Below are 18,489 nucleotides of genomic sequence, written 5' to 3'. Positions count from 1 at the left end.
TCCGGCACCCCACCACCTGGCTCCCCCGCTCCGCTCGGACGCGCCGTCACCGTGCCGCGCCGGGCGCCGCCGAGATCATCTCATCCGGCACCGCGAGCAGGTCCACCCCTTCGGTGCCGGTCACCGTCGCGCGGACCAGGTCACCGGGGCGCAGCGCGGCCAGGTCGACCCCGCCCTCGGCCGGCGCGACGAGCGTGGTGGAGCCGTCCACCTCGGGCGCCTGGTGTGCCGCCCGGCCCTCCACCACGCCGTCGGTGATCGAGTCGACCAGCACCTCGACGGTGGAGCCCAGCCGGTCCTCGGCCCGCTGCGAGCACAGCTCGTCGGCGAGCGCGCTGAGCCGGTCGTAGCGCCGCTTGATCGTCGCGGCGGATACCTTGCCGGGCAGGCCGGCGGCCTCGGTGCCGTCCTCGTCGCTGTAGTCGAACATGCCGATCGCGTCGAGCCGGGCCTCGGTCAGGAACCGGACCAGCTCGTCGACGTCGGCGCGGGTCTCGCCGGGGAAGCCGACGATGAAGTTGCTCCGGGCGCCCGCCTCCGGGGCGAGCGCGCGGGCGCTCGCCAGCAGCTCCAGGAACCGGTCGGTGGAGCCGAACCGCCGCATCCGGCGCAGCACCGGCTCGCTGGAGTGCTGGAACGACAGGTCGAAGTACGGGGCCACGCCGGGCGTGGTGGCGATCGCCTCGACCAGCCCGGGGCGGGTCTCGGCCGGCTGGAGGTAGCTCGCCCGCACCCGGACGATGCCGGTCACCGCCGCGAGCTGCGGCAGCAGCTTCTCCAGCGCGCGCGGGTCACCCAGGTCCTTGCCGTACGACGTCGAGTTCTCGCTGACCAGCACCAGCTCGCGTACGCCGGTCTTGGCCAGCCACTCCGCCTCGGCGAGCAGCTCGTCCGGCGTACGCGAGACGAACGCCCCACGGAAGGCCGGAATGGCACAGAACGCGCAGCGGCGGTCGCAGCCGCTGGCCAGCTTCAGCGAGGCCACGGGGCCGGTGTCCAGCCGGCGACGCAGCACCTGTCGCAGGTGCGCCGGGGTGTGCTCGTCGGTGTCGACAACGGCGCGGGTCACGGTGCCGTGGCCGGGCAGCGACACCCCGCTGTCGCGCCGCTGCACCGGGGTCAACGGCAGCAGCTCCCGCCGGTCCCGGGGGGTGTGCGCGGGAACCTGCTCACCGGCGACGACAGCGTCCAGTCGGGCCGCGATGTCCGGGTAGTCGTCGAAGCTCAGCACCGCCTGCGCCTCGGGCAGACTGTCGGCCAACTCCCGGCCGTACCGCTCGGCCATGCAGCCCGCGGCGACCACCTTCGCGCCCGTGCCGGCGGCGGCGAGCAGCGTCTGGATCGAGTCCTGCTTGGCCTTCTCCACGAAACCGCAGGTGTTGACGACCACCACGTCGGCGCCCTCGCCGTCGGTGGTCACCTGCCAGCCGTCCGCGTGCAGGCGGGCGGCCAGCTCCTCCGAGTCGACCTCGTTGCGGGCACAGCCCAGGGTCAGCAGGGCGACGCGACGGCCCTCGGCGTGGTCAGCGGCGGCGGAAGGAGAGGTGGCAGACACCATCCGAGGGTACCGGGCCAGCCGGGAACGCCCACGCACGCGGGCGGTGGGACCGCTCGGCGCAGCCGGTCGCCGGCGCCCGGTGGTGGTCACCGTGTGGCGGCGCCCAGCCGGGTCAGCGCGTCGAGCAGGAACACCTCCGTGCCGGCCAGGCCGGTGGAGCAGAAGACGGAGACCTGGTCCGCCGTGGTCCGGCCGGCGACGGCCCCGGCCAGGATCGCGCCCAGGTCGTGCAACCGCCCGGCGTACGCCGGTGTCGCCGCGAGCATCGGCGGCCGGTAGTTCGCCGCCTGGGCCGGCGAGTCGGTGGCCAGCACCTCGGCGCGGTCCAGCAGGTCGGTGCCGAACTCGCTGCGATCGCGCTGCTTGAAGCCGACAGCGTTGACGTGCGTGCCGGGGCTCAGGTCGGCGGCGCGTAGGACCGGTGTCGGGCTGGTGGTCGCGAGCACCACGATGTCCCGCCCGGCGACGGCGGCACCCGGATCGGCGGCGCTGCGGGCCGGCACACCCAGCTCGCCGCGGACGCGGGCGGCGAAGGCGTCCCGACGCGCGGCGGAGCGGCTGTGCACCACCACCTCCCGCAGCGGTCGGACCGCCGCGGCGGCCCAGACCTGCGTCCACGCCTGCGCGCCGGAGCCGAGCACACCGAGGCTGGCCGCGTCGGGGCGGGCCAGCGCGTCGACGGCCACGCCGCCCAACCCTCCGGTACGCCGGGAGCCCAGCTCCTCGCCGACGGCGACGGCCCGGATCGCGCCGGTCCGGGCGTCGTGCAGCACCACCAGTTGCTCGCCCTGCGGGTGGCCGAACGTGTCGTACGAGCGGAAGCCGTACCACTCGCCGACCAGGTGCCCGGCGGTGAGCACCATCCGTCCGCCGCCCAGCGGCGCTGTCGCCCGGGGCGGGGCGATCAGGCGTCCCTCGTACGCGGCCAGGACGGCGGCGCGCATGGCGTCGACCGTGGTGGCGGCGTCCAGCGCGGCGGCGACGTCGCGGTCGGCGTAGAGCACTGTCATGACGCCAATAGTGCAAGTTGAAGTCACGTAGAGGTCAACAGCACGGTGGTCACTGTCACCGCCCGGCGATCGGATGCGGTGCTAGCGTCGGTGGCGGTGGCCCCGGGATGCCGGTGGCCGCTCCGGACGAGTCGTGGGCGTACCCGGTCAGGCCAAGACGCCCCGTGTGACACGCGGACCCGTCTCGTCCCGGTGCGGCAGCCCCGGGCACTTCCGGTGAGGTGAACGATGGCCTGGCTCGTACTCGTGCTCTCGGGGTTTCTGGAGACGGCCTGGGCGATCGCCCTGGACCGCAGCGCCGGCCTCAGCCGGCTGATCCCGTCCGTGGTGTTCGTGGTGACCCTGGCGCTGAGCATGGCCGGGCTGGCGTACGCGCTGCGCACCATCCCGGTCGGCACCGGCTACGCCGTCTGGGTCGGTATCGGCGCGGTCGGCACCGCGCTGGTCGGGATGCTGGCGCTCGGCGAGTCGGCGAGCCTGCCCCGCGTCCTCTCGCTGCTGCTGGTGGTCGCCGGCGTGGTCGGTCTCAAGATCTTCCACTGAGGTGCCCGGCAGGCAGGCGTGACGAGCCCCCACAGTGGGTAGTGATCGATTCGTCACGACAGGCTCTCACCAGGAGGAAGACATGGCCGACATGCCGAGCACCGCCCGTCCCCGCAGCAACGCCGCCCGCATCCTCACCATCGTGGGCTTCGTCTTCGCGGTCCTCGCGTTGCTGCTCAACCCGATCATCTTCGGTGTGCTCGGCGTCATCGCGGGCGTCGTCGGCGCGGTGCTCGGTGACAAGCCGCTGGGCTGGTACGCCGCCGCGGCCAGCGTCGTCGCCGCGATCATCGGCCTGGTGGTCATCGCCGCGCTGATCAACAACTGATCGTCCACACAGCACGGGCCCGCCGGATGCCGGCGGGCCCGTCGTGCGTCCGGGATCGGGTGGTCAGTCCCCGTCGCCGCGGAGGCCGACCAGGACCTCCTCCAGCTCGTCCGGCTTCACCAGGACGTCGCGCGCCTTCGACCCCTCGGACGGCCCGACCACGCCACGGGTCTCCATCAGGTCCATCAGGCGTCCCGCCTTCGCGAAACCGACACGCAGCTTGCGTTGGAGCATCGAGGTCGAGCCGAACTGCGACGTGACCACCAGCTCCACCGCCTGCACCAGCAGGTCCAGGTCGTCGCCGATGTCCTCGTCGATCTTCTTCTTGTTGTCCTGCGCCGGGGTCAGCACGTCCGGGCGGAACTCCGGCTCACGCTGGTCCTTGCAGAACTTCACCACGTCGGCGATCTCCCGCTCGGTGACCCAGGCGCCCTGGATGCGTACCGGCTTGGAGGCGCCCATCGGCAGGAAGAGGCCGTCGCCACGGCCGAGCAGCTTCTCCGCGCCCGGCTGGTCGAGGATGACCCGGGAGTCCGCGAGGGACGAGGTGGCGAACGCCAGCCGGGACGGCACGTTCGCCTTGATCAGGCCGGTCACCACGTCGACCGAGGGGCGCTGGGTGGCCAGCACTAGGTGGATGCCGGCGGCCCGGGCGAGCTGGGTGATGCGGACGACCGAGTCCTCCACGTCGCGCGGCGCGACCATCATCAGGTCGGCCAGCTCGTCCACGATCACCAACAGGTACGGGTACGGACGCATCTCCCGCTCGCTGCCCGGCGGCGCCGTGATCTCGCCGTTGCGGACCTTGCGGTTGAAGTCGTCGATGTGGCGTACCCCGTTGGCGGCGAGGTCGTCGTAGCGCATGTCCATCTCGCGGACCACCCAGTCCAGCGAGTCGGCGGCCTTCTTGGCGTTCGTCACGATCGGGGTGACCAGGTGGGGAATGCCCTCGTAGCCGGTCATCTCGACCCGCTTCGGGTCGATCAGCAGCAGCCGCACCTCGTCCGGGGTGGCCCGGGTGAGGATGGACACCAGCAGGCTGTTGAGGCAGCTGGACTTGCCCGCGCCGGTGGCGCCGGCGATCAGGATGTGCGGCATCTTGGCGAGGTTGGCCACCACGTAGCCACCCTCGATGTCCTTGCCGAGCGCCACCACCATCGGGTGGTGGTCGCTCGTCGCCGCCCGCGACCGCAGCACGTCGCCCAGCGCGACGTTCTCCGGGTCGGTGTTCGGGATCTCCACGCCGACCGCGCTCTTGCCCGGGATCGGGCTCAGGATGCGCACGTCCGGCGACTTCACCGCGTACGCGATGTTGCGGGAGAGCTGGGTGATCCGTTCGACCTTGACGCCGTGGCCCAGCTCCACCTCGTACCGGGTCACGGTCGGGCCACGGGTGAAGCCGGTCACGGCGGCGTCCACATCGAACTGGTCGAACACGCCGGTCAGGGCGGCGATCACGTCGTCGTTCGCCTTGCTGCGGGTCTTCGCGGCAGCCCCGGTGCTGAGCATGTTGGCCGGCGGCAGCGTGTAGTCCCCCGCCAGGCCGGTCAGCGCGAGTTGTTCGGCCCGGGTCGGTGCGGGCGAGTGCTCCGGCGGCTCGACCGGTGGCTTGCGGCTGGCCGGCACCTTCGGTGCCGACTTGCGCGGCAGCACCATGGTCTCCTGGAGGTCCACGCCGTCCAGGTCCTCGAAGTCGTCCGGGTCCACCGGCGAGGGCGTCCGCTTGGCGGGTCGGCGGCGCGCCGGCCGGGCCGCCGGCTCCTCCACTTCCTCGGCGCTCTCCGGTGGCGCGACCAGCCCGCCGGCGAGCAGGCCCAGCCGCTCGGGGATCTTGTTGATCGGCGTAGCGGTCACCACGAGCAGGCCGAACAGCAGCAGCAGGATCAGCAGCGGCACCGCCACCCAGGCCGTCACCGCCCGCTCCAGCAGCCCGCCGACACCCGCGCCGACCAGGCCGCCCGCGAAGTCGCGTTGCAGCGGGTCGGCCGGGGCCTGACCGATGTGGAGCAGCGCGGCCGTCGACACCAGCAGGGAACCCCAGCCGATCAGCCCGCGACCCCGGTGCTCCGGGTCCGCCGGCTGCCGCATCAGCCGCCACGCCCCGATGCCCAACAGCACCGGCACGACCACCGAGATCGCGCCGAGGAAGAGACGGACCGAGTCGGCGAGTCGGGCACCCACCGGACCCGCGCCGGAGAGCCAGAGCGCCACCGCGCTGAGCAGGGCGAGCCCGAACATGAACAGACCGGCCCCGTCGCGACGGTGCTCCGGGTCGAGGTCACGCGCCGAGGCGGCCTGCCGCCCGGCGGCCCGCACGGCCCAGCCCATCCCGTGCGCCAGCCCCATCCACAGTGCGCCGACCGCCCGACCAACGTAGACGGCCGGGCCGGGCCGCGGGGGCGCGGTGCGCCGTCGGACCGGCGCCCGGGTCTTCTTCGCCGGTTGACGGGCACGACTGTTGGTGCCACCGCGCGGCGACGCGCCGCGCCGCCGGCTCGCCTGAGAGGTACGGCCCGCCATAGAGTCACGGTAACGGTGGGGCCGGGCAGATCCCCGCTTTTCCGGGTCGTGTCCGCGCGTCGCAACACGAACCCCACCGCCGGTCGTGATATCCGCCTCAGAAGGGATGCCCCATGGCGTCGCCGGAGATCGAGGGCGATCCGGGTGATCCGTTGGCCGGGCACCCGGGCACGCTACGGCCACTGACCGACGAACTGGTCGCCGCGGTGCTGGCCGCCCGCGACCGGCCCGTCGGCCGGACCCCGGACGGCGAGCTGGTCGGTCACGTCGACGGCAACCTGATCTGGTTCCTCCGCCTCGGACGCGACGGCGAGCTGCTCCAGATCCGCACCATGGTCGGCCCGACCTTCGGCATCGAGTGGGTGCCCGATCTCTACGCGTTCTGCAACTCGTGGAATCACGACCGGCTCTGGCCCAAGGCGTTCGTGCACGTCGACGACGGCGGCCGGGCGCGGGTCTACGGAGAGGTGATCACCGACCTGGAGCGCGGGGTGACCCCGCACCAGCTCGACCACCTGCTCGACTGCGGCATCTCCACCGGCTGCCAACTCGCGGTGGCGGTCCGCCGGCTGCCCGGCGCGGTGCCGTCGTGACCGGTCCGGCCGAGCACACCGGCGGCCGCGCCGACCGGGCGGCCCGCGTCGGCCCGCCTCCCACCGACCACGGCACCCGCGTACCGGCGATGGCGGCCGCGCTCGCCGACGCCCGGGACCTCCCTGACGGCCCGGCCCGCCAGGTGGCCCTGGAACGGCTCGCCGAGCGCGCCGACGCGGCGGGGGACGTCCGCTACGGGATGGACGCGCGGTTCGCGCTGATCGAGGCGTACCTGCTGCACGGGGAACGCTGGCGACTGGTCGAGCCGGTCCGGCGCTGCCGGGCCGCCGCCGACCACCGGCCCGACCTGCTCACCGCCGCCGAGGCCGCCCTCCTGCTGCGCTACCAGAGGTACGCGGTGGAGGCGCTGCTCACCACGCCCCGGGTCGGGCTGGACCAGACCCGGTCCCTGCTGCACGACCTGGCGCACCGGGTCGGCGCGGACGGCGCGGACACGCCGACGGTCGCGGAGCTGCACTGCCGGATCGCCGACCACCTGGGCGACGAGCCGACCGCCCGGCACTGGTACGAGCGGTGGGCCGGGCAGCGCCCCGGTCCGGCCGGCGGCTGCCCCGGCTGCGCCTCGGCCCGGCGCGCCGAGGTGCTCGCCGGCTGGGGCGAGTGGGCCGCGGCGCGGGCCGAACTCGACGCGTCCGACGATCCGGCCGCCTGCACCGACCAACCCGAACGCGACCTGGTGGCCGGCCTGTTACCCGCGCTGCGCCTGGGTGAGCCGGAACGGGCGGCGGCGGCGCACGTGCGCGCGTACCGCCGGCACCGGCACGAGCGCGGGGCGTTTGCGCACCTCGCCGCGCACCTGCGGTTCTGCGCGTTGGGCGGGCACCTGGAACGGGGGCTGACCATCCTGGCCGAGCAGCTGCCCCGGCTGGACCGGGCGTCCGACGACCTCGCCGCCATGGAGTTCGCCGCCGCCGGAGCGCTGGTCTGCGGCCTGGCCACCGACGCCGGGCTGGGCGGCCGGACCATCCCCCGCCCGGCGTACGGCGAGCGGGCGGCCGGTGAGCTGGACGTCACCGCGCTCGGGGCGGTGCTGGTCGGGGTCGCCGGCGACCTGGCCGGCAGCTTCGACGCGCGCAACGGCACCGGGCACCACGCCGGGCGGATGGCCGCCTGGCTGGCCGAACGGCCGCTCGCGGCGCCGGTCCCGCTGCCCCCCGACGACGTCGACCAGCCCGGCGGGCACCCCGGCGAGGTGGACGGGCCGGGCGACGGCGAGCTGGCGGCGCTCTCCCTCGACCTGATCACGGCCGTGCTCGACGGGCGTGGCGACACCTACCGGGTGGACGAGGACGACACAGTGGTCGGCCACTGGGACGGCGCGGTGATCCAGTTCCGTCGGGCCGGTGAACGGGGCGAGGTCCTGCACGCCCGCGCGATGGCAAACCGTCGGCTGCCGACGGCCCGCCGGGCCGAGGCGTACGCGTTCTGCAACGCGTGGAACCACGACCGGCTGCTGCCCAAGGCGTACGCGCACGACCTCGGCGACGAGCTGGTGCTCGCCGGCGACGTGGCCACCGACCTGGCGCACGGCGTCGCCCCGGCGCAGCTACGGGTGCTGGTGGACGCCGCCATCGCGACCGGCGTCGCGTACGCCGAGGCGGTCGCCGCCCTGCCCTGACCGCGCTCTACGCGGCGACGCCGGCCCACCCGCGGAGGGCGGACCGGCGTCGGCGCGGTTGCTCAGACCTCGACCACCGAGGGCACGATCATCGGCCGACGGCGGTACGCGTCGTTCACCCACCGACCCACGGTCCGCCGGACGATCTGCTGGAGCTGGTGCGGGTCGGTGATACCGTCCGCCGCGGCCCGGTTGAGCGCCTCGGTGACCAGCGGGATCACCGGGTTGAACGCTTCCGGGTCCTCGGAGAAGCCCTTCGCGGACAGCGTCGGACCGGCGACCACCTTGCCGGTGACCGAGTCGACGACCACCGTGGTGGCGATGAAGCCGCCGTCACCGAGGATGCGCCGTTCGGTGAGCAGCGACTCGCTGACGTCACCGACGGCGAGGCCATCCACGTACACGTAGCGGCTCTTCACGTGCCCGACCAGGCTGGCGCGGCCCTCGACCAGGTCGACCACGTCGCCGTCCTCGCAGAGCACCACCCGGTCCGGGGCGACCCCGGACTCGATGCCGAGCCGGGCGTGCGCCCGCAGGTGACGCCACTCGCCGTGCACCGGCATCAGGTTGCTGGGCCGGACCACGTTGAGCAGGTAGAGCAGTTCTCCGGCGGGGGCGTGGCCGGAGACGTGCACCTTCGCCACGTCCTTGTGCACGACCACCGCGCCGGCCCGGGCCAGCCGGTTGATCACCCGGTAGACCGAGGTCTCGTTGCCGGGCACCAGCGAGGAGGCGAGCACGACGGTGTCGCCGGGGGCGATGGTGATGTGCCGGTGGTCGCCGCTGGCCATCCGGCCCAGCGCGCTCATCGGCTCACCCTGCGAACCGGTGGACATCAGCACGATCTGCTCCGGCGGCAGCGTGGTCGCCTCCTCGATCCCGATGACCAGGCCGGCCGGGATGTTGAGCAGGCCGAGGTCCCGGGCGATGCCCATGTTGCGGACCATGGAACGGCCGATCAGCGCGACCTTGCGGCCGTGCTCGACGGCGGAGTCGAAGACCTGCTGCACCCGGTGCACGTGGGAGGCGAACGAGGCCACGATGATCCGGCCCTTGGCCTTCGCGAAGATCGAGTCGAGGACCGGCCCGATCTCCCGCTCCGGGGTGACGAAGCCGGGGATCTCCGCGTTCGTGGAGTCGGACAGCAGCAGGTCGACGCCCTCCGCCCCGAGCCGGGCGAAGCCGGCCAGATCGGTGATCCGGCCGTCCAGCGGGAGCTGGTCCATCTTGAAGTCGCCGGTGTGCAGCACCAGGCCGGCGGGGGTGCGGATGGCCACCGCGAGGGCGTCCGGGATCGAGTGGTTCACCGCGAAGAACTCGCACTCGAACGGGCCGAGCCGCTCCCGGCCGCCCTCCCGCACGGTGAGCGTGTAGGGCTGGATCCGCCGCTCGGCGAGCTTCGCCTCGACCAGGGCGAGGGTGAACTGCGAGCCGACCAGCGGGATGTCGGGCTTGTGGGCGAGCAGGTACGGCACCGCGCCGATGTGGTCCTCGTGGCCGTGGGTCAGCACGATCGCCTGGATGTCGGCCAGCCGGTCCAGGATGGGACCGAAGTCGGGCAGGATCAGGTCCACGCCGGGCTGCTCGACGTCGGGGAAGAGCACCCCGCAGTCGACGATCAGCAGCTTGCCGTCGTACTCGAAGACGGTCATGTTCCGACCGATGGCGCCGAGCCCGCCGAGCGGGATGATCCGCAGGCCACCTTCCGGCAGCGGCGGGGGTAGTTCCGCCTCGATGTGCGCCTCGGTCACGCGTCCACCTCATTCTGCGACGCCGTCACCCGGCGTCCTTCGTGTCGTTCGTTCATTCGGGCAGCTCCAGGCCCGCCGCCGCGAAGTCCGCGCGCAGTCGGGCGATCTCGTCGTTGGTGGCGTCCACCAGCGGGGGCCGCACCGGGCCGCCCGGCAGGCCCAGCGCCGCGAGGCCGGCCTTCACCAGGATGGTGCCCTGGGTACGGAAGATGCCGGTGAACAGCGGCAGCAGCCGCCGGTGCAGGGCGAGCGCGGCCGGCATGTCCCCCGCGTCGTACCCGTCGATGAGCTGTGCGGTCAGCGCCCCGGTGAAGTGCGTCGAGGTGCCGACCACGCCCACGCAGCCGACGGCCAGCGCCGGCAGGGTGAGCGCGTCCTCGCCGCTGTAGTAGGCGAGGCTGGTCCGGCTGGTGACCCAGCTCGTGGCGGTCAGGTCGCCCTTGGCGTCCTTGACCGCGACGATCCGGCCGTGCTCGGCGAGCCGGACCAGCGTCTCGGTCTCGATCGGCACGCCGGAGCGGTGCGGGATGTCGTACAGCATCACGGGCAGGCTGCTGGCGTCGGCGACCGCGGTGAAGTGCCGCAGCAACCCGCTCTGCGGCGGCTTGTTGTAGTACGGGGTGACCACCAGCAGGCCGTGCGCGCCCGCCTTCTCGGCGGCGGCGGCCAGCTCGATGGTGTGCCGGGTGTCGTTGGTGCCGACCCCGGCGACCACCTTGGCACGGTCACCGACGGCCTCCACCACGGCCCGGATCAGGCGTTCCTTCTCCGCGTCGGTGGTGGTCGGCGATTCGCCGGTGGTGCCGTTGACGACCAGCGCGTCGTTGCCCTGCTCGTCGACCAGGTGGCTCGCCAGCCGGGCGGCACCGTCCAGGTCCAGCGAACCGTCGGCGGTGAACGGGCTCACCATGGCCGTGAGAACCCGGCCGAAGGGGCGGGACGCCGGTCGGGCGGCGGCGTCGAGGTGGTCGTGCGTCATACCCTCCAACCTAGCGGACGACCAGCCGGAGCCCGCCGGGGAAGGGCTCAGGACGCCTCGTGCGGGCTGGCCGCCACCTCGGTGCCGTCCGGCAGCGTGGAAATCACGAAGTCGGCGAACACGTTCGGCGCCACCCCCTGTAGCTGGCGCAGGCACTCCACGGCCAGCTCGCGGATCTCCACGTCGGCGTGCTCGGTGGCGCGCATCGCGATGAAGTGCCGCCAGGCCCGGTAGTTGCCGGTGACCACGATCCGGGTCTCGGTGGCGTTGGGCAGCACCGCCCGAGCCGCCTGCCGGGCCTGCTTGCGCCGCAGCGTCGGGTTCGGCTCGTCGGAGAAGCGCTGCTCGAGCCCCTCCAGCAACTCGGTGTACGCCCGGACGCTCGCCTCGGCGGCCTCGACGAACTTCTTGTGCAGCTCCGGGTCGTCGGCGATGACCGCCGGCTCGACCATCGCCGCGTCGCGCTCCGGGACGTAACGCTGGGACAGCTGCGAGTAGGAGAAGTGCCGGTGCCGGATCAGCTCGTGCGTGAAGGAGCGCGACACCCCGGTGAAGTAGAAGGTCACCGACCCGTGCTCCAGCACACTGAGGTGGCCGACCTCGAGGATGTGCGCCAGATAACCCGCGTTGGTGGCGGTCGCCGGATTCGGCTTCTTCCACGACTGGTAGCAGGCCCGGCCGGCGAACTCGGCGAGCGCCTGGCCACCCTCCGCGTCGGTCGACCACGGCACGTCGTCCGGGGCCGCGAATTGGGTCCACGCGATCAACTTGACCTGGGGCTGCACCATGTCCGGCATTCCTGGGACTGTAGTGGCCGGCGACTTCTTTCCGAATCACCGGGGCCGGTTGGTGTTCAAGGTCTCGACGGCCACGCCCGGTTCCGCGGCGGTCCGTGGGGGTTGCCTGGCTGCCTGTAGAGCTGCCCCGGATCTGGGGCAAGGGCCAGCCGACGCCCCCGCGGTCCCGCCGACCCCGCACCTGAACGGCCCGTCAGCCGCCCCCACCAGCAAGATCGCGCAACATCCTGGATGGAGTGGCATCCGGCGCGCCTGACACCGCGACATCCGGGATCGAGCACGATCTTGGGGTAGGCCGGGGTCGGCCGTCGCGCTTCGGAGGCGCGGGGGTGCGCAGCCGGCATCGGTGATCGACTCAGGTTTCCGGGAGTCGGGGGTGTGCGGGGCGAATGGATCGCCCGGTTTCCTGAAAACCGAGTCGATCACCGGGGCGGCGGTGGGGCAGGTCAGACGTAGAGCGAGGTGAACGGCGCCCAGGGCAGGTTGCGCAGCACCGAGAAGGCCAGCCACGCGCCCAGGAAACCGCCGATCACCTTGGAGCTGAGTCGCAGCTCCGGCAGTCGCCAACCGAAGGCCTGGTTTCCCGCCCAGGCCACGAAGAGGTACGCCAAAAACGGCAGCGCGAAGACGAACAAAAAGTGGTGCCGGGCAGCGGCCGGCAGGTCGCCGTGCAGCACGTACCAGAGCGCGCGGGTGCCGCCGCAGCCCGGGCAGTCCAGCCCGGTGGTCAACTTGAGCAGACAGCTGGGCGCGGCGTCCGGGTCGGCGTGGGTCGGGTTGCTGACCAGCGCGTAGGCCATGCCGAGGGCGACGCAGCCGAGCGCGGCCAGCGGCACCGCCCAGCGCGGCGACCGCTCGTAGACCTTCAGCACGAAGCGGGTGAGCCGGTCCGGCTCGGGTGCCGGGTAGCCACCCGGTGAAGTGGTCGGCCAGCCCTGGGCAACCGGTCCGCCGGAGCCCGCGCCGTCGGCGCCGAAACCGCCGGGAGCAGCGTCGGCCAGGGCGGCCGGGTGCGCCGCGCCGGGGGCGGGCTGCGGCTGGTCGACCGGTCCGGGAGCGCTCGTCACGCGCTCACGGTACACCGGACACGCCGGCCAACGCGGCGGTGAGCGGGCCAGCCAGGTCACCGGCGGCGGGTGGCGCGACCGCGTCCAGGCCGAGCCACCCGGCGAGCCGGTACAGCTCGGCGGCGAGCGCCACTGCGGTCTCCCCCGGGTCGGCGCCGGGCTCGACCCAGGCCGCCGGCACCAACAGCACTCCGGCCCTGCGGTCGGCCTTGAGGTCGACCCGGGCGGTGAACCGCTCGCCCTGGAGGAAGGGCAACACGTAGTAGCCGTAGACGCGCTGGGGCGCCGGGACGTAGATCTCGATCCGGTAGCTGAAGTCGAAGAGCCGCTCGGTGCGGGCCCGTTCCCAGATCAGCGGGTCGAAGGGGCTGACCAGGGTGTTGCCGCGCACCCACCGGGGCAGTCGGGCGGACGCGTGCAGCCAGGCCGGCTGCCGCCAGCCGGCCACCGTGACCGGCACCAGCTCACCGGCCTCGGCCAGCTCCGCGACGGCCTGCCGGGCACCGGCCACCGGCAGCCGGAAGTAGTCGCGCAGCTCGGGCTCGGCGGCCACCCCGAGCGACCGGGCGGCGAGGCCCACCAGCGTGCGGTACGCCTCGGCGTCGGTAGGGGTGGGCGCGGCCAGCACCGCCGCCGGCAGCACCCGCTCCGGCAGGTCGTAGCGGCGGGCGAACGAGGTGCTGCGCTCGGCGGCGGTCACCTCGCCCGCCCAGAACAAAAACTCCAGGGCCTGCTTGACCGCCGACCAGTTCCAGCCCCAGTTGCCGGTCTCCCGGGGCGCGTCGTGCTCGATCTCGGCGGCGGTCAACGGCCCCCGGGCGGCCACCTCGTCCCGGACCCAGGCGACCAGCTCGGGCTGTTCCTGGGCGATCCGCCGCATGCCGCCCCAGGACTCGCTGCGCGCCCGGGCCATCCGCCAGCGCAGCACCGGGTGCAGGGCGACCGGGACCAGTGACGCCTCGTGGCCCCAGTATTCGAACAGCTCGCGCGGCCGGCGGTAGGCGGCCTGGTCGAGCAGCGTGGTCGGGTAGGGCCCGAGTCGGCTGTAGAGCGGCAGGTAGTGCGCGCGGCGCAGCACGTTCACCGAGTCCATCTGGATCAGCCCGACCCGGTCGAGCACCCGGCGTAGGTGCCGGCGGGTGGGCACGCCGGTCGGCGCCGGGTCGGCGAAGCCCTGGGCGGCGAGCGCCACCCGGCGGGCCTGGGCGAGCGAGAGCGATTCCGGTGCGGTCATCGCCGGCGACCCTAATTCATTGGTACGACGCCGGTGCGGGAAGCTGGACTCGGACCGTCATCGGGGCATAGAACGGTGCAATGCTGACCATCCGCCCTGAGGAGCCGGACGACGCCGAGGCGGTCGCCCGGGTGCACGTGCACGGTTGGCAGGCGGGCTACGCCGGCTTCATGCCGGACGAGGTGCTGCGGCGGCTGAACGTGCTGGCCTGGGCGCAGCGCCGCCGGGATGTCGGCACCGCGGATCCGGAGCACCCGTTCACCACACTGCTCGGTGAGGCGGACGGGTCGGTCGTCGGCTTCACCACCTTCGGGCCGTACCGCCGCAACCAGGACCGGGACGACCTGGACCCGACGGTGGGCGAGGTGGTGGCGCTCTACGTGGAGCCGGCCCGCTGGGGCGACGGAACCGCCGTCGCGCTGCTGGCCGCCGCCCACGCCGGGCTCAGCGAGCGGGGCTGGACCGGATACCGGGCGTGGGTGCTGGCGGACAACCGGCGGGCCCGCCGGTTCTGCGAGCGCGTCGGGCTGTCAGCGGACGGTGAGCGGTCGACCTACCAGGTGCCGCTGGCCGGTGGGCACCCGCCGGTCGGGCTGGTCGAGCTGCGGTACGCCGGACGCCTCGACGGTTGACCCGCCCGGCGTCAGCCACCGGCGGATCGGCAGGAAGGCCAGCAGCGCCAGGCTGATCCACACGTACGCGTTGCTGCCCAGGAAACCGTCGACACCGGTGAAGTCCTTCTCCCAGTACCAGACGGTCCGGCTGATCAGCAGCGCGTACCCGATGGTCGCGGCGACCAGCAGGACCCACCGGCGGCGGCCGGCCGGCGCGGCCATCGCGTTGTCCACCAGCAGGATCAGCGCGGGCAGCAGCCAGACCAGGTGGTGCACCCAGGTGACCGGGCTGACCAGGCACATCACCGCGCCGGTGAGCGCCAGGCCGGTCGCCTCGTCGCCGGCGGCGACGGCGGCCCGCGACCGCCAGGCCCAGAGCGCCAGGGTGCCGAGCACCAGCAGCAACCACAGCAGGGTGCTCGGGTGCTGCGGGTCGAGCCGGGCGACCACGCCGCGCAGTGACTGGTTGGAGACGAAGGCCAGCTCACCGACGCGTCCGGTGTTCCACAGCGCCTCGGTCCAGAACTCCCGGGACGCGTCCGGGAAGAGCGCGCCGGCCAGCAGCGACACCCCGGCGGCGGTGCCGCTGGCGGTGAGCGCGGCCCGCCACCGCCCGGTCACCAGCAGGTAGACGACGAAGATGCCCGGGGTCAGTTTGATGGCGGTGGCGAGCCCGATGGCCGCCCCGGTCCACCGGCTACCCGCCGGCAGCAGCCGCAGCAGGTCCACCGCCACCAGGAACAGCAGCAGCGTGTTGACCTGGCCGAAGTTGACGGTCTCGCGCATCGGCTCGAACGCGGCGGCGAGGCAGAGCGCCACGGCGAGGGCGAACCAGCGGGTCCAGCCGGCACGCCGGGCGATCGGGTCGACCAGCCACCACAGCACCACTGTGGTGGTGACCACGCTGGCGAGCACGCTCACCACGATCGCCGCCGTCCAGGGCAGGAACGCCATCGGCAGCATGACCAGCGCGGCGAACGGCGGGTAGGTGAAGCCGTACTGGGTGTTCGGCTTGAGGTAGTCGTAGATCTCGCCGCCGTTGTGCACCCACCACGTCAACGCGCCGTAGTAGACCTTCAGGTCGAAGAAGCCGTGCCGGACGGCGGCGACGGCGAGGAACGCGGCGACCGCGGCGGCGAGCGCCACCACCCCGACGACCTGCGCGATCGTCCTGTTGGCACCCTGCACCACCGTCGCCTCCCCCGCCCTGCGTAGGCTTCCGTCCCATGGCTCTCGGGTACGTCCGCCCGGCGCGTCCCGAGGACGCCGGCGAGATCGCACGCATCCAGCTCGCGACCTGGCGGGTCGCGTACCGCCGGATCCTGCCTCGGCATGTGCTCGACAACCTGGACGAGGCGTTCCTCGCCCGGCGGTGGAGCGCCGCCGTGCTGGAGCCGCCCTCGGGCGCGCACCGGGTGCTGGTCGCCGTCGAACAGGCCGAGCAATCGTATCTGGTGGGGTTCGCCGCCTCCGGTCCGGCCGACGCCGAGGCGTTGGCCCCGGGTGAGCCGGCCGACGCGCTCGGGCCGGACGTGGCGGCGGTGACCGACCTGCTGGTCGAGCCGCGCTGGGGCCGGCGCGGACACGGCAGTCGGCTGCTCGCCGCGAGCGTCGACCTGTGGCGGGAGGACGGGATGGGTCGGGCGGTGGCGTGGGCGTTCGACGGTGACGAGGCGACCCGTGCGTTCCTCACCAGCACCGGCTGGGAGCCCGACGGCGCGGCCCGCGCGCTGGACGTCGACGACATGCTGGTGCCCCAGGTGCGCCTGCACGTGGCCGTCCCGGCCGAGAAGGTTCCGACCGAGTGAGCCGGTGCGGCGGCCGTGCGGCCGCCGCACCGACCGCGGTCAGCCCTTGTCGGCGCCGTCGTTGGCGTCCCGGACGAAGTACCGCTGGAACACCACGAAGATGATCGCCACCGGGATGGTGGCCAGCAGCGCGGCGCCCAGCTTCAGCGGGTACTGGGTGCCCTTGCCGAGTGAGCCGCTGACCAGGTCGGCCAGGCCGCGCGGCAGGGTGAACAGATCCGGGTCCTGCACCGACACGAGACTGTGCGGGAACTCGTTCCAGGAGCCCTGGAACGACAGGATGGTCAGGGTGATCAGCGCCGGTTTCGCCATCGGCAGCACCACCGACCAGAAGGTGCGGAAGATGCTCGCCCCGTCGATCCGGGCGGCCTCCTCGACGCTGACCGGGATCGACTCGAAGAACTGCTTCATGATGAACACGCCCGCCGCGTCGGCCAGCAACGGCACCACCAGACCGGCGTAGCTGTTGTAGAGGCCGAGCTGGTTGAGCACCAGGAACTTCGGGATCAGCAGCACCACCCCGGGCACCGCCATCACCGCGATGACGGCGGCGAACAGCCCGGATCGGCCCCGGAACCGCAGCCGGGCCAGCGCGTACCCGGCGAGCGAGTCGAAGAACACCCGGCCGACGGTGACCAGCACCGTCACCAGCAGCGAGTTGCCCAGCCAGAGGGGGAAGTTGGTGCCGGCGAAGACGCGCTCGAAGCCGGCGACCGTGAGCGGGTCCGGGAACGGCGACAGCGGGTTCGCCGCCGCGTCCGGCTCGGTCTTGAACGCGTTGCCGATCTGGATGACGAACGGGTAGAGGAACACCAGTCCGAAGAAGACCAGCGTCGCGTACCCCAGGAAGCGGGTGACCAGGGTGCGGGCCGCGCGGTGGTCGGGCCGCGCGGGCCCCGCCGGGCGGTCGGTGAGCACTGCCATCTCAGGACCCCTCCGGTACGCGCCGACGCCGCCAGCCGCGGCGCGGCCGGTCGGTGTCCCGCTCGGCCAGCGCCCGGCGCTGGACCAGCGTGAGCACGATGATGATCAGGAACAGGACGAACGAGATCGCCGCGCCGGCGCCGTAGTCGAAGTCCCGGAAGGCGGTCCGGTACGACAGGTAGGCGGGGGTGAGCGTGGTCTTGGCCGGGTCGCCCTGGCTCATCACGTACACCTGGTCGAAGACCTGCCAGGAGCCGATCATGCCGAGGGTGAGCACCAGGAAGGTGGTGGGTCGCAGCAGCGGCAGCGTGACGTGCCGGAAGCGCTGCCACCGGGACGCGCCGTCGAGGGTGCTGGCCTCGTCCAACGCGACCGGCACGTTCTGCAGACCGGCCAGGAACATCAGCATGAACGTGCCGGAGGTGGTCCAGACGACCAGGGTGATGATCGAGATCATCGCCACGCTGGGGCCGGCCAACCACTCCCACCAGGTCAGCCCGAACGGGCCACCGTCGGTCAGCGCCGCCGGGGGCGAGTCGACGCCGACCGCGCCGAACAGCAGGTGCAGCACGCCCCGGGAGTCGGCGAACCACTCCGGTCCGTCGATGCCGAGGACGCCGAGCAGCGCGTTCACCGCGCCGGAGTTGGCGAAGAGGAACAGGAACACCACGCTGATCGCGACCGAGCTGGTCACCGAGGGGAAGTAGAACGCGCTGCGGAAGAAGCTCTTGCCCTTGAGCATCCGGTTGTTGACGACCAGGGCCAGCCCCAGCGCGAGCACCGTCTGCGCCGGCACCACTATCGCCACGTAGTAGATGTTGTTGCGGATGCTGGTCATGAAGTCGCGGCGGGCCAGCCCGTCCTCGGTGAACAGCCTGGTGTAGTTGTCTGCTCCGACGAACGGGACCCGGCCGGTGAAGGGGCTGCCCTGGCCGTTCCAGTCGGTCAGGCTCACCCAGAGCGCCATCAGGATCGGCAACAGCAGGAACAGCCCCAGGATGACGATCACCGGCGCGACGAAGAGCCAGCCCGCGACTGTCTCGTTGCTCCGGATGCCGCCACGACGTCGGCGGGGGCCCGCCCCGGGCGTGGTCGCCACGGCGGTCAGTGTCTCGGTCGCCAT

At 72.9% G+C, this 18,489-nt stretch carries 17 protein-coding genes and 1 riboswitch; of the genes, 6 read left to right on the top strand and 11 right to left on the bottom strand.

Annotated elements, in window-relative coordinates; all coding sequences use genetic code 11:
• Window positions 1–46: 46 nt before the first annotated feature.
• Window positions 47–1,558 (bottom strand): 30S ribosomal protein S12 methylthiotransferase RimO, encoded by a 1,512-nt coding sequence (gene rimO / locus O7634_RS17005; RefSeq protein ID WP_278151098.1) that lies wholly within the window; start codon window positions 1,556–1,558, stop codon window positions 47–49.
• Window positions 1,559–1,644: 86 nt separating this feature from the next.
• Window positions 1,645–2,568, bottom strand: coding sequence for an ornithine cyclodeaminase family protein (locus O7634_RS17000; RefSeq protein ID WP_278151097.1), 924 nt, complete (start codon window positions 2,566–2,568; stop codon window positions 1,645–1,647).
• A gap of 93 nt (window positions 2,569–2,661) precedes the next feature.
• Window positions 2,662–2,735, top strand: a riboswitch (guanidine-III (ykkC-III) riboswitch).
• Between the two features lie 61 nt (window positions 2,736–2,796).
• Here O7634_RS17000 and O7634_RS16995 point away from each other — a divergent pair.
• Window positions 2,797–3,111 (top strand): SMR family transporter, encoded by a 315-nt coding sequence (locus O7634_RS16995; RefSeq protein WP_278151096.1) that lies wholly within the window; start codon window positions 2,797–2,799, stop codon window positions 3,109–3,111.
• Between the two features lie 82 nt (window positions 3,112–3,193).
• Window positions 3,194–3,439, top strand: a complete 246-nt coding sequence (locus O7634_RS16990; protein WP_278151095.1) for a hypothetical protein — start codon at window positions 3,194–3,196, stop codon at window positions 3,437–3,439.
• Between the two features lie 63 nt (window positions 3,440–3,502).
• Here O7634_RS16990 and O7634_RS16985 read toward each other — a convergent pair whose 3' ends face one another.
• Complete coding sequence (locus O7634_RS16985; protein ID WP_278151094.1) at window positions 3,503–5,959, bottom strand: DNA translocase FtsK; 2,457 nt, start codon at window positions 5,957–5,959, stop codon at window positions 3,503–3,505.
• 113 nt (window positions 5,960–6,072) lie between these two features.
• On the opposite strand from O7634_RS16985, the gene O7634_RS16980 reads away from it, so the two are divergent.
• Together O7634_RS16980 and O7634_RS16975 are read left to right on the top strand one after the other, a co-directional pair.
• Window positions 6,073–6,552, top strand: a complete 480-nt coding sequence (locus O7634_RS16980; protein WP_278151093.1) for a YbjN domain-containing protein — start codon at window positions 6,073–6,075, stop codon at window positions 6,550–6,552.
• An 89-nt stretch (window positions 6,553–6,641) separates the two neighbouring features.
• On the top strand, window positions 6,642–8,192 hold the full coding sequence (locus O7634_RS16975; RefSeq protein ID WP_278153991.1) for a YbjN domain-containing protein: 1,551 nt from the start codon (window positions 6,642–6,644) through the stop codon (window positions 8,190–8,192).
• Between the two features lie 62 nt (window positions 8,193–8,254).
• On the opposite strand, the gene O7634_RS16970 is transcribed toward O7634_RS16975, so the two are convergent.
• The 5 genes from O7634_RS16970 to O7634_RS16950 all read right to left on the bottom strand — a co-directional run bounded on the left by O7634_RS16970 (window position 8,255) and on the right by O7634_RS16950 (window position 14,020).
• Window positions 8,255–9,943, bottom strand: a complete 1,689-nt coding sequence (locus O7634_RS16970) for a ribonuclease J (RefSeq protein WP_278151092.1) — start codon at window positions 9,941–9,943, stop codon at window positions 8,255–8,257.
• A 52-nt stretch (window positions 9,944–9,995) separates the two neighbouring features.
• Window positions 9,996–10,922 (bottom strand): 4-hydroxy-tetrahydrodipicolinate synthase, encoded by a 927-nt coding sequence (gene dapA / locus O7634_RS16965; protein WP_278151091.1) that lies wholly within the window; start codon window positions 10,920–10,922, stop codon window positions 9,996–9,998.
• Between the two features lie 47 nt (window positions 10,923–10,969).
• Window positions 10,970–11,710 carry an FAD-dependent thymidylate synthase gene (thyX, locus tag O7634_RS16960; RefSeq protein WP_278153990.1) on the bottom strand — a complete coding sequence of 247 codons (741 nt, stop codon included), beginning with the start codon at window positions 11,708–11,710 and terminating at the stop codon, window positions 10,970–10,972.
• A 455-nt stretch (window positions 11,711–12,165) separates the two neighbouring features.
• On the bottom strand, window positions 12,166–12,786 hold the full coding sequence (locus O7634_RS16955) for a DUF2752 domain-containing protein (protein WP_278151090.1): 621 nt from the start codon (window positions 12,784–12,786) through the stop codon (window positions 12,166–12,168).
• Between the two features lie 4 nt (window positions 12,787–12,790).
• Window positions 12,791–14,020, bottom strand: coding sequence for a crosslink repair DNA glycosylase YcaQ family protein (locus O7634_RS16950; RefSeq protein ID WP_278151089.1), 1,230 nt, complete (start codon window positions 14,018–14,020; stop codon window positions 12,791–12,793).
• 80 nt (window positions 14,021–14,100) lie between these two features.
• Between O7634_RS16950 and O7634_RS16945 the strand changes: the two genes are divergently transcribed.
• Window positions 14,101–14,652: a GNAT family N-acetyltransferase gene (locus O7634_RS16945; protein WP_278151088.1), complete on the top strand. Its 552-nt coding sequence runs from the start codon at window positions 14,101–14,103 to the stop codon at window positions 14,650–14,652.
• On the opposite strand, the gene O7634_RS16940 is transcribed toward O7634_RS16945, so the two are convergent.
• The gene (locus O7634_RS16940; RefSeq protein WP_278151087.1) at window positions 14,551–15,825 is read right to left on the bottom strand and encodes a glycosyltransferase 87 family protein; all 1,275 of its coding nucleotides are present in this window, start codon (window positions 15,823–15,825) and stop codon (window positions 14,551–14,553) included. The genes O7634_RS16945 and O7634_RS16940 overlap by 102 nt on opposite strands.
• Before the next feature lie 35 nt (window positions 15,826–15,860).
• Between O7634_RS16940 and O7634_RS16935 the strand changes: the two genes are divergently transcribed.
• Window positions 15,861–16,442 carry a GNAT family N-acetyltransferase gene (locus tag O7634_RS16935; protein ID WP_278151086.1) on the top strand — a complete coding sequence of 194 codons (582 nt, stop codon included), beginning with the start codon at window positions 15,861–15,863 and terminating at the stop codon, window positions 16,440–16,442.
• Window positions 16,443–16,481: 39 nt separating this feature from the next.
• Here O7634_RS16935 and O7634_RS16930 read toward each other — a convergent pair whose 3' ends face one another.
• Window positions 16,482–17,366: a carbohydrate ABC transporter permease gene (locus tag O7634_RS16930; protein ID WP_278151085.1), complete on the bottom strand. Its 885-nt coding sequence runs from the start codon at window positions 17,364–17,366 to the stop codon at window positions 16,482–16,484.
• Window position 17,367: 1 nt separating this feature from the next.
• Window positions 17,368–18,489, bottom strand: coding sequence for a sugar ABC transporter permease (locus O7634_RS16925; RefSeq protein ID WP_278151084.1), 1,122 nt, complete (start codon window positions 18,487–18,489; stop codon window positions 17,368–17,370).

The sequence above is a fragment of the Micromonospora sp. WMMD1120 genome (assembly GCF_029626235.1).
GTDB lineage: Bacteria > Actinomycetota > Actinomycetes > Mycobacteriales > Micromonosporaceae > Micromonospora.
This window is presented reverse-complemented; position numbering and strand designations above follow the sequence as displayed.

Excerpts from the sequence above, each read along its gene's own strand:
- rimO (WP_278151098.1), bottom strand. The coding sequence starts at position 1,558 with ATGGTGTCTGCCACCTCTCCTTCCGCCGCCGCTGACCACGCCGAGGGC.
- O7634_RS17000 (WP_278151097.1), bottom strand. The coding sequence starts at position 2,568 with ATGACAGTGCTCTACGCCGACCGCGACGTCGCCGCCGCGCTGGACGCC.
- O7634_RS16995 (WP_278151096.1), top strand. The coding sequence starts at position 2,797 with ATGGCCTGGCTCGTACTCGTGCTCTCGGGGTTTCTGGAGACGGCCTGG.
- O7634_RS16990 (WP_278151095.1), top strand. The coding sequence starts at position 3,194 with ATGGCCGACATGCCGAGCACCGCCCGTCCCCGCAGCAACGCCGCCCGC.
- O7634_RS16985 (WP_278151094.1), bottom strand. The coding sequence starts at position 5,959 with ATGGCGGGCCGTACCTCTCAGGCGAGCCGGCGGCGCGGCGCGTCGCCG.
- O7634_RS16980 (WP_278151093.1), top strand. The coding sequence starts at position 6,073 with ATGGCGTCGCCGGAGATCGAGGGCGATCCGGGTGATCCGTTGGCCGGG.
- O7634_RS16975 (WP_278153991.1), top strand. The coding sequence starts at position 6,642 with ATGGCGGCCGCGCTCGCCGACGCCCGGGACCTCCCTGACGGCCCGGCC.
- dapA (WP_278151091.1), bottom strand. The coding sequence starts at position 10,922 with ATGACGCACGACCACCTCGACGCCGCCGCCCGACCGGCGTCCCGCCCC.
- thyX (WP_278153990.1), bottom strand. The coding sequence starts at position 11,710 with ATGGTGCAGCCCCAGGTCAAGTTGATCGCGTGGACCCAATTCGCGGCC.
- O7634_RS16950 (WP_278151089.1), bottom strand. The coding sequence starts at position 14,020 with ATGACCGCACCGGAATCGCTCTCGCTCGCCCAGGCCCGCCGGGTGGCG.
- O7634_RS16945 (WP_278151088.1), top strand. The coding sequence starts at position 14,101 with ATGCTGACCATCCGCCCTGAGGAGCCGGACGACGCCGAGGCGGTCGCC.
- O7634_RS16935 (WP_278151086.1), top strand. The coding sequence starts at position 15,861 with ATGGCTCTCGGGTACGTCCGCCCGGCGCGTCCCGAGGACGCCGGCGAG.
- O7634_RS16930 (WP_278151085.1), bottom strand. The coding sequence starts at position 17,366 with ATGGCAGTGCTCACCGACCGCCCGGCGGGGCCCGCGCGGCCCGACCAC.
- O7634_RS16925 (WP_278151084.1), bottom strand. The coding sequence starts at position 18,489 with ATGGCGACCGAGACACTGACCGCCGTGGCGACCACGCCCGGGGCGGGC.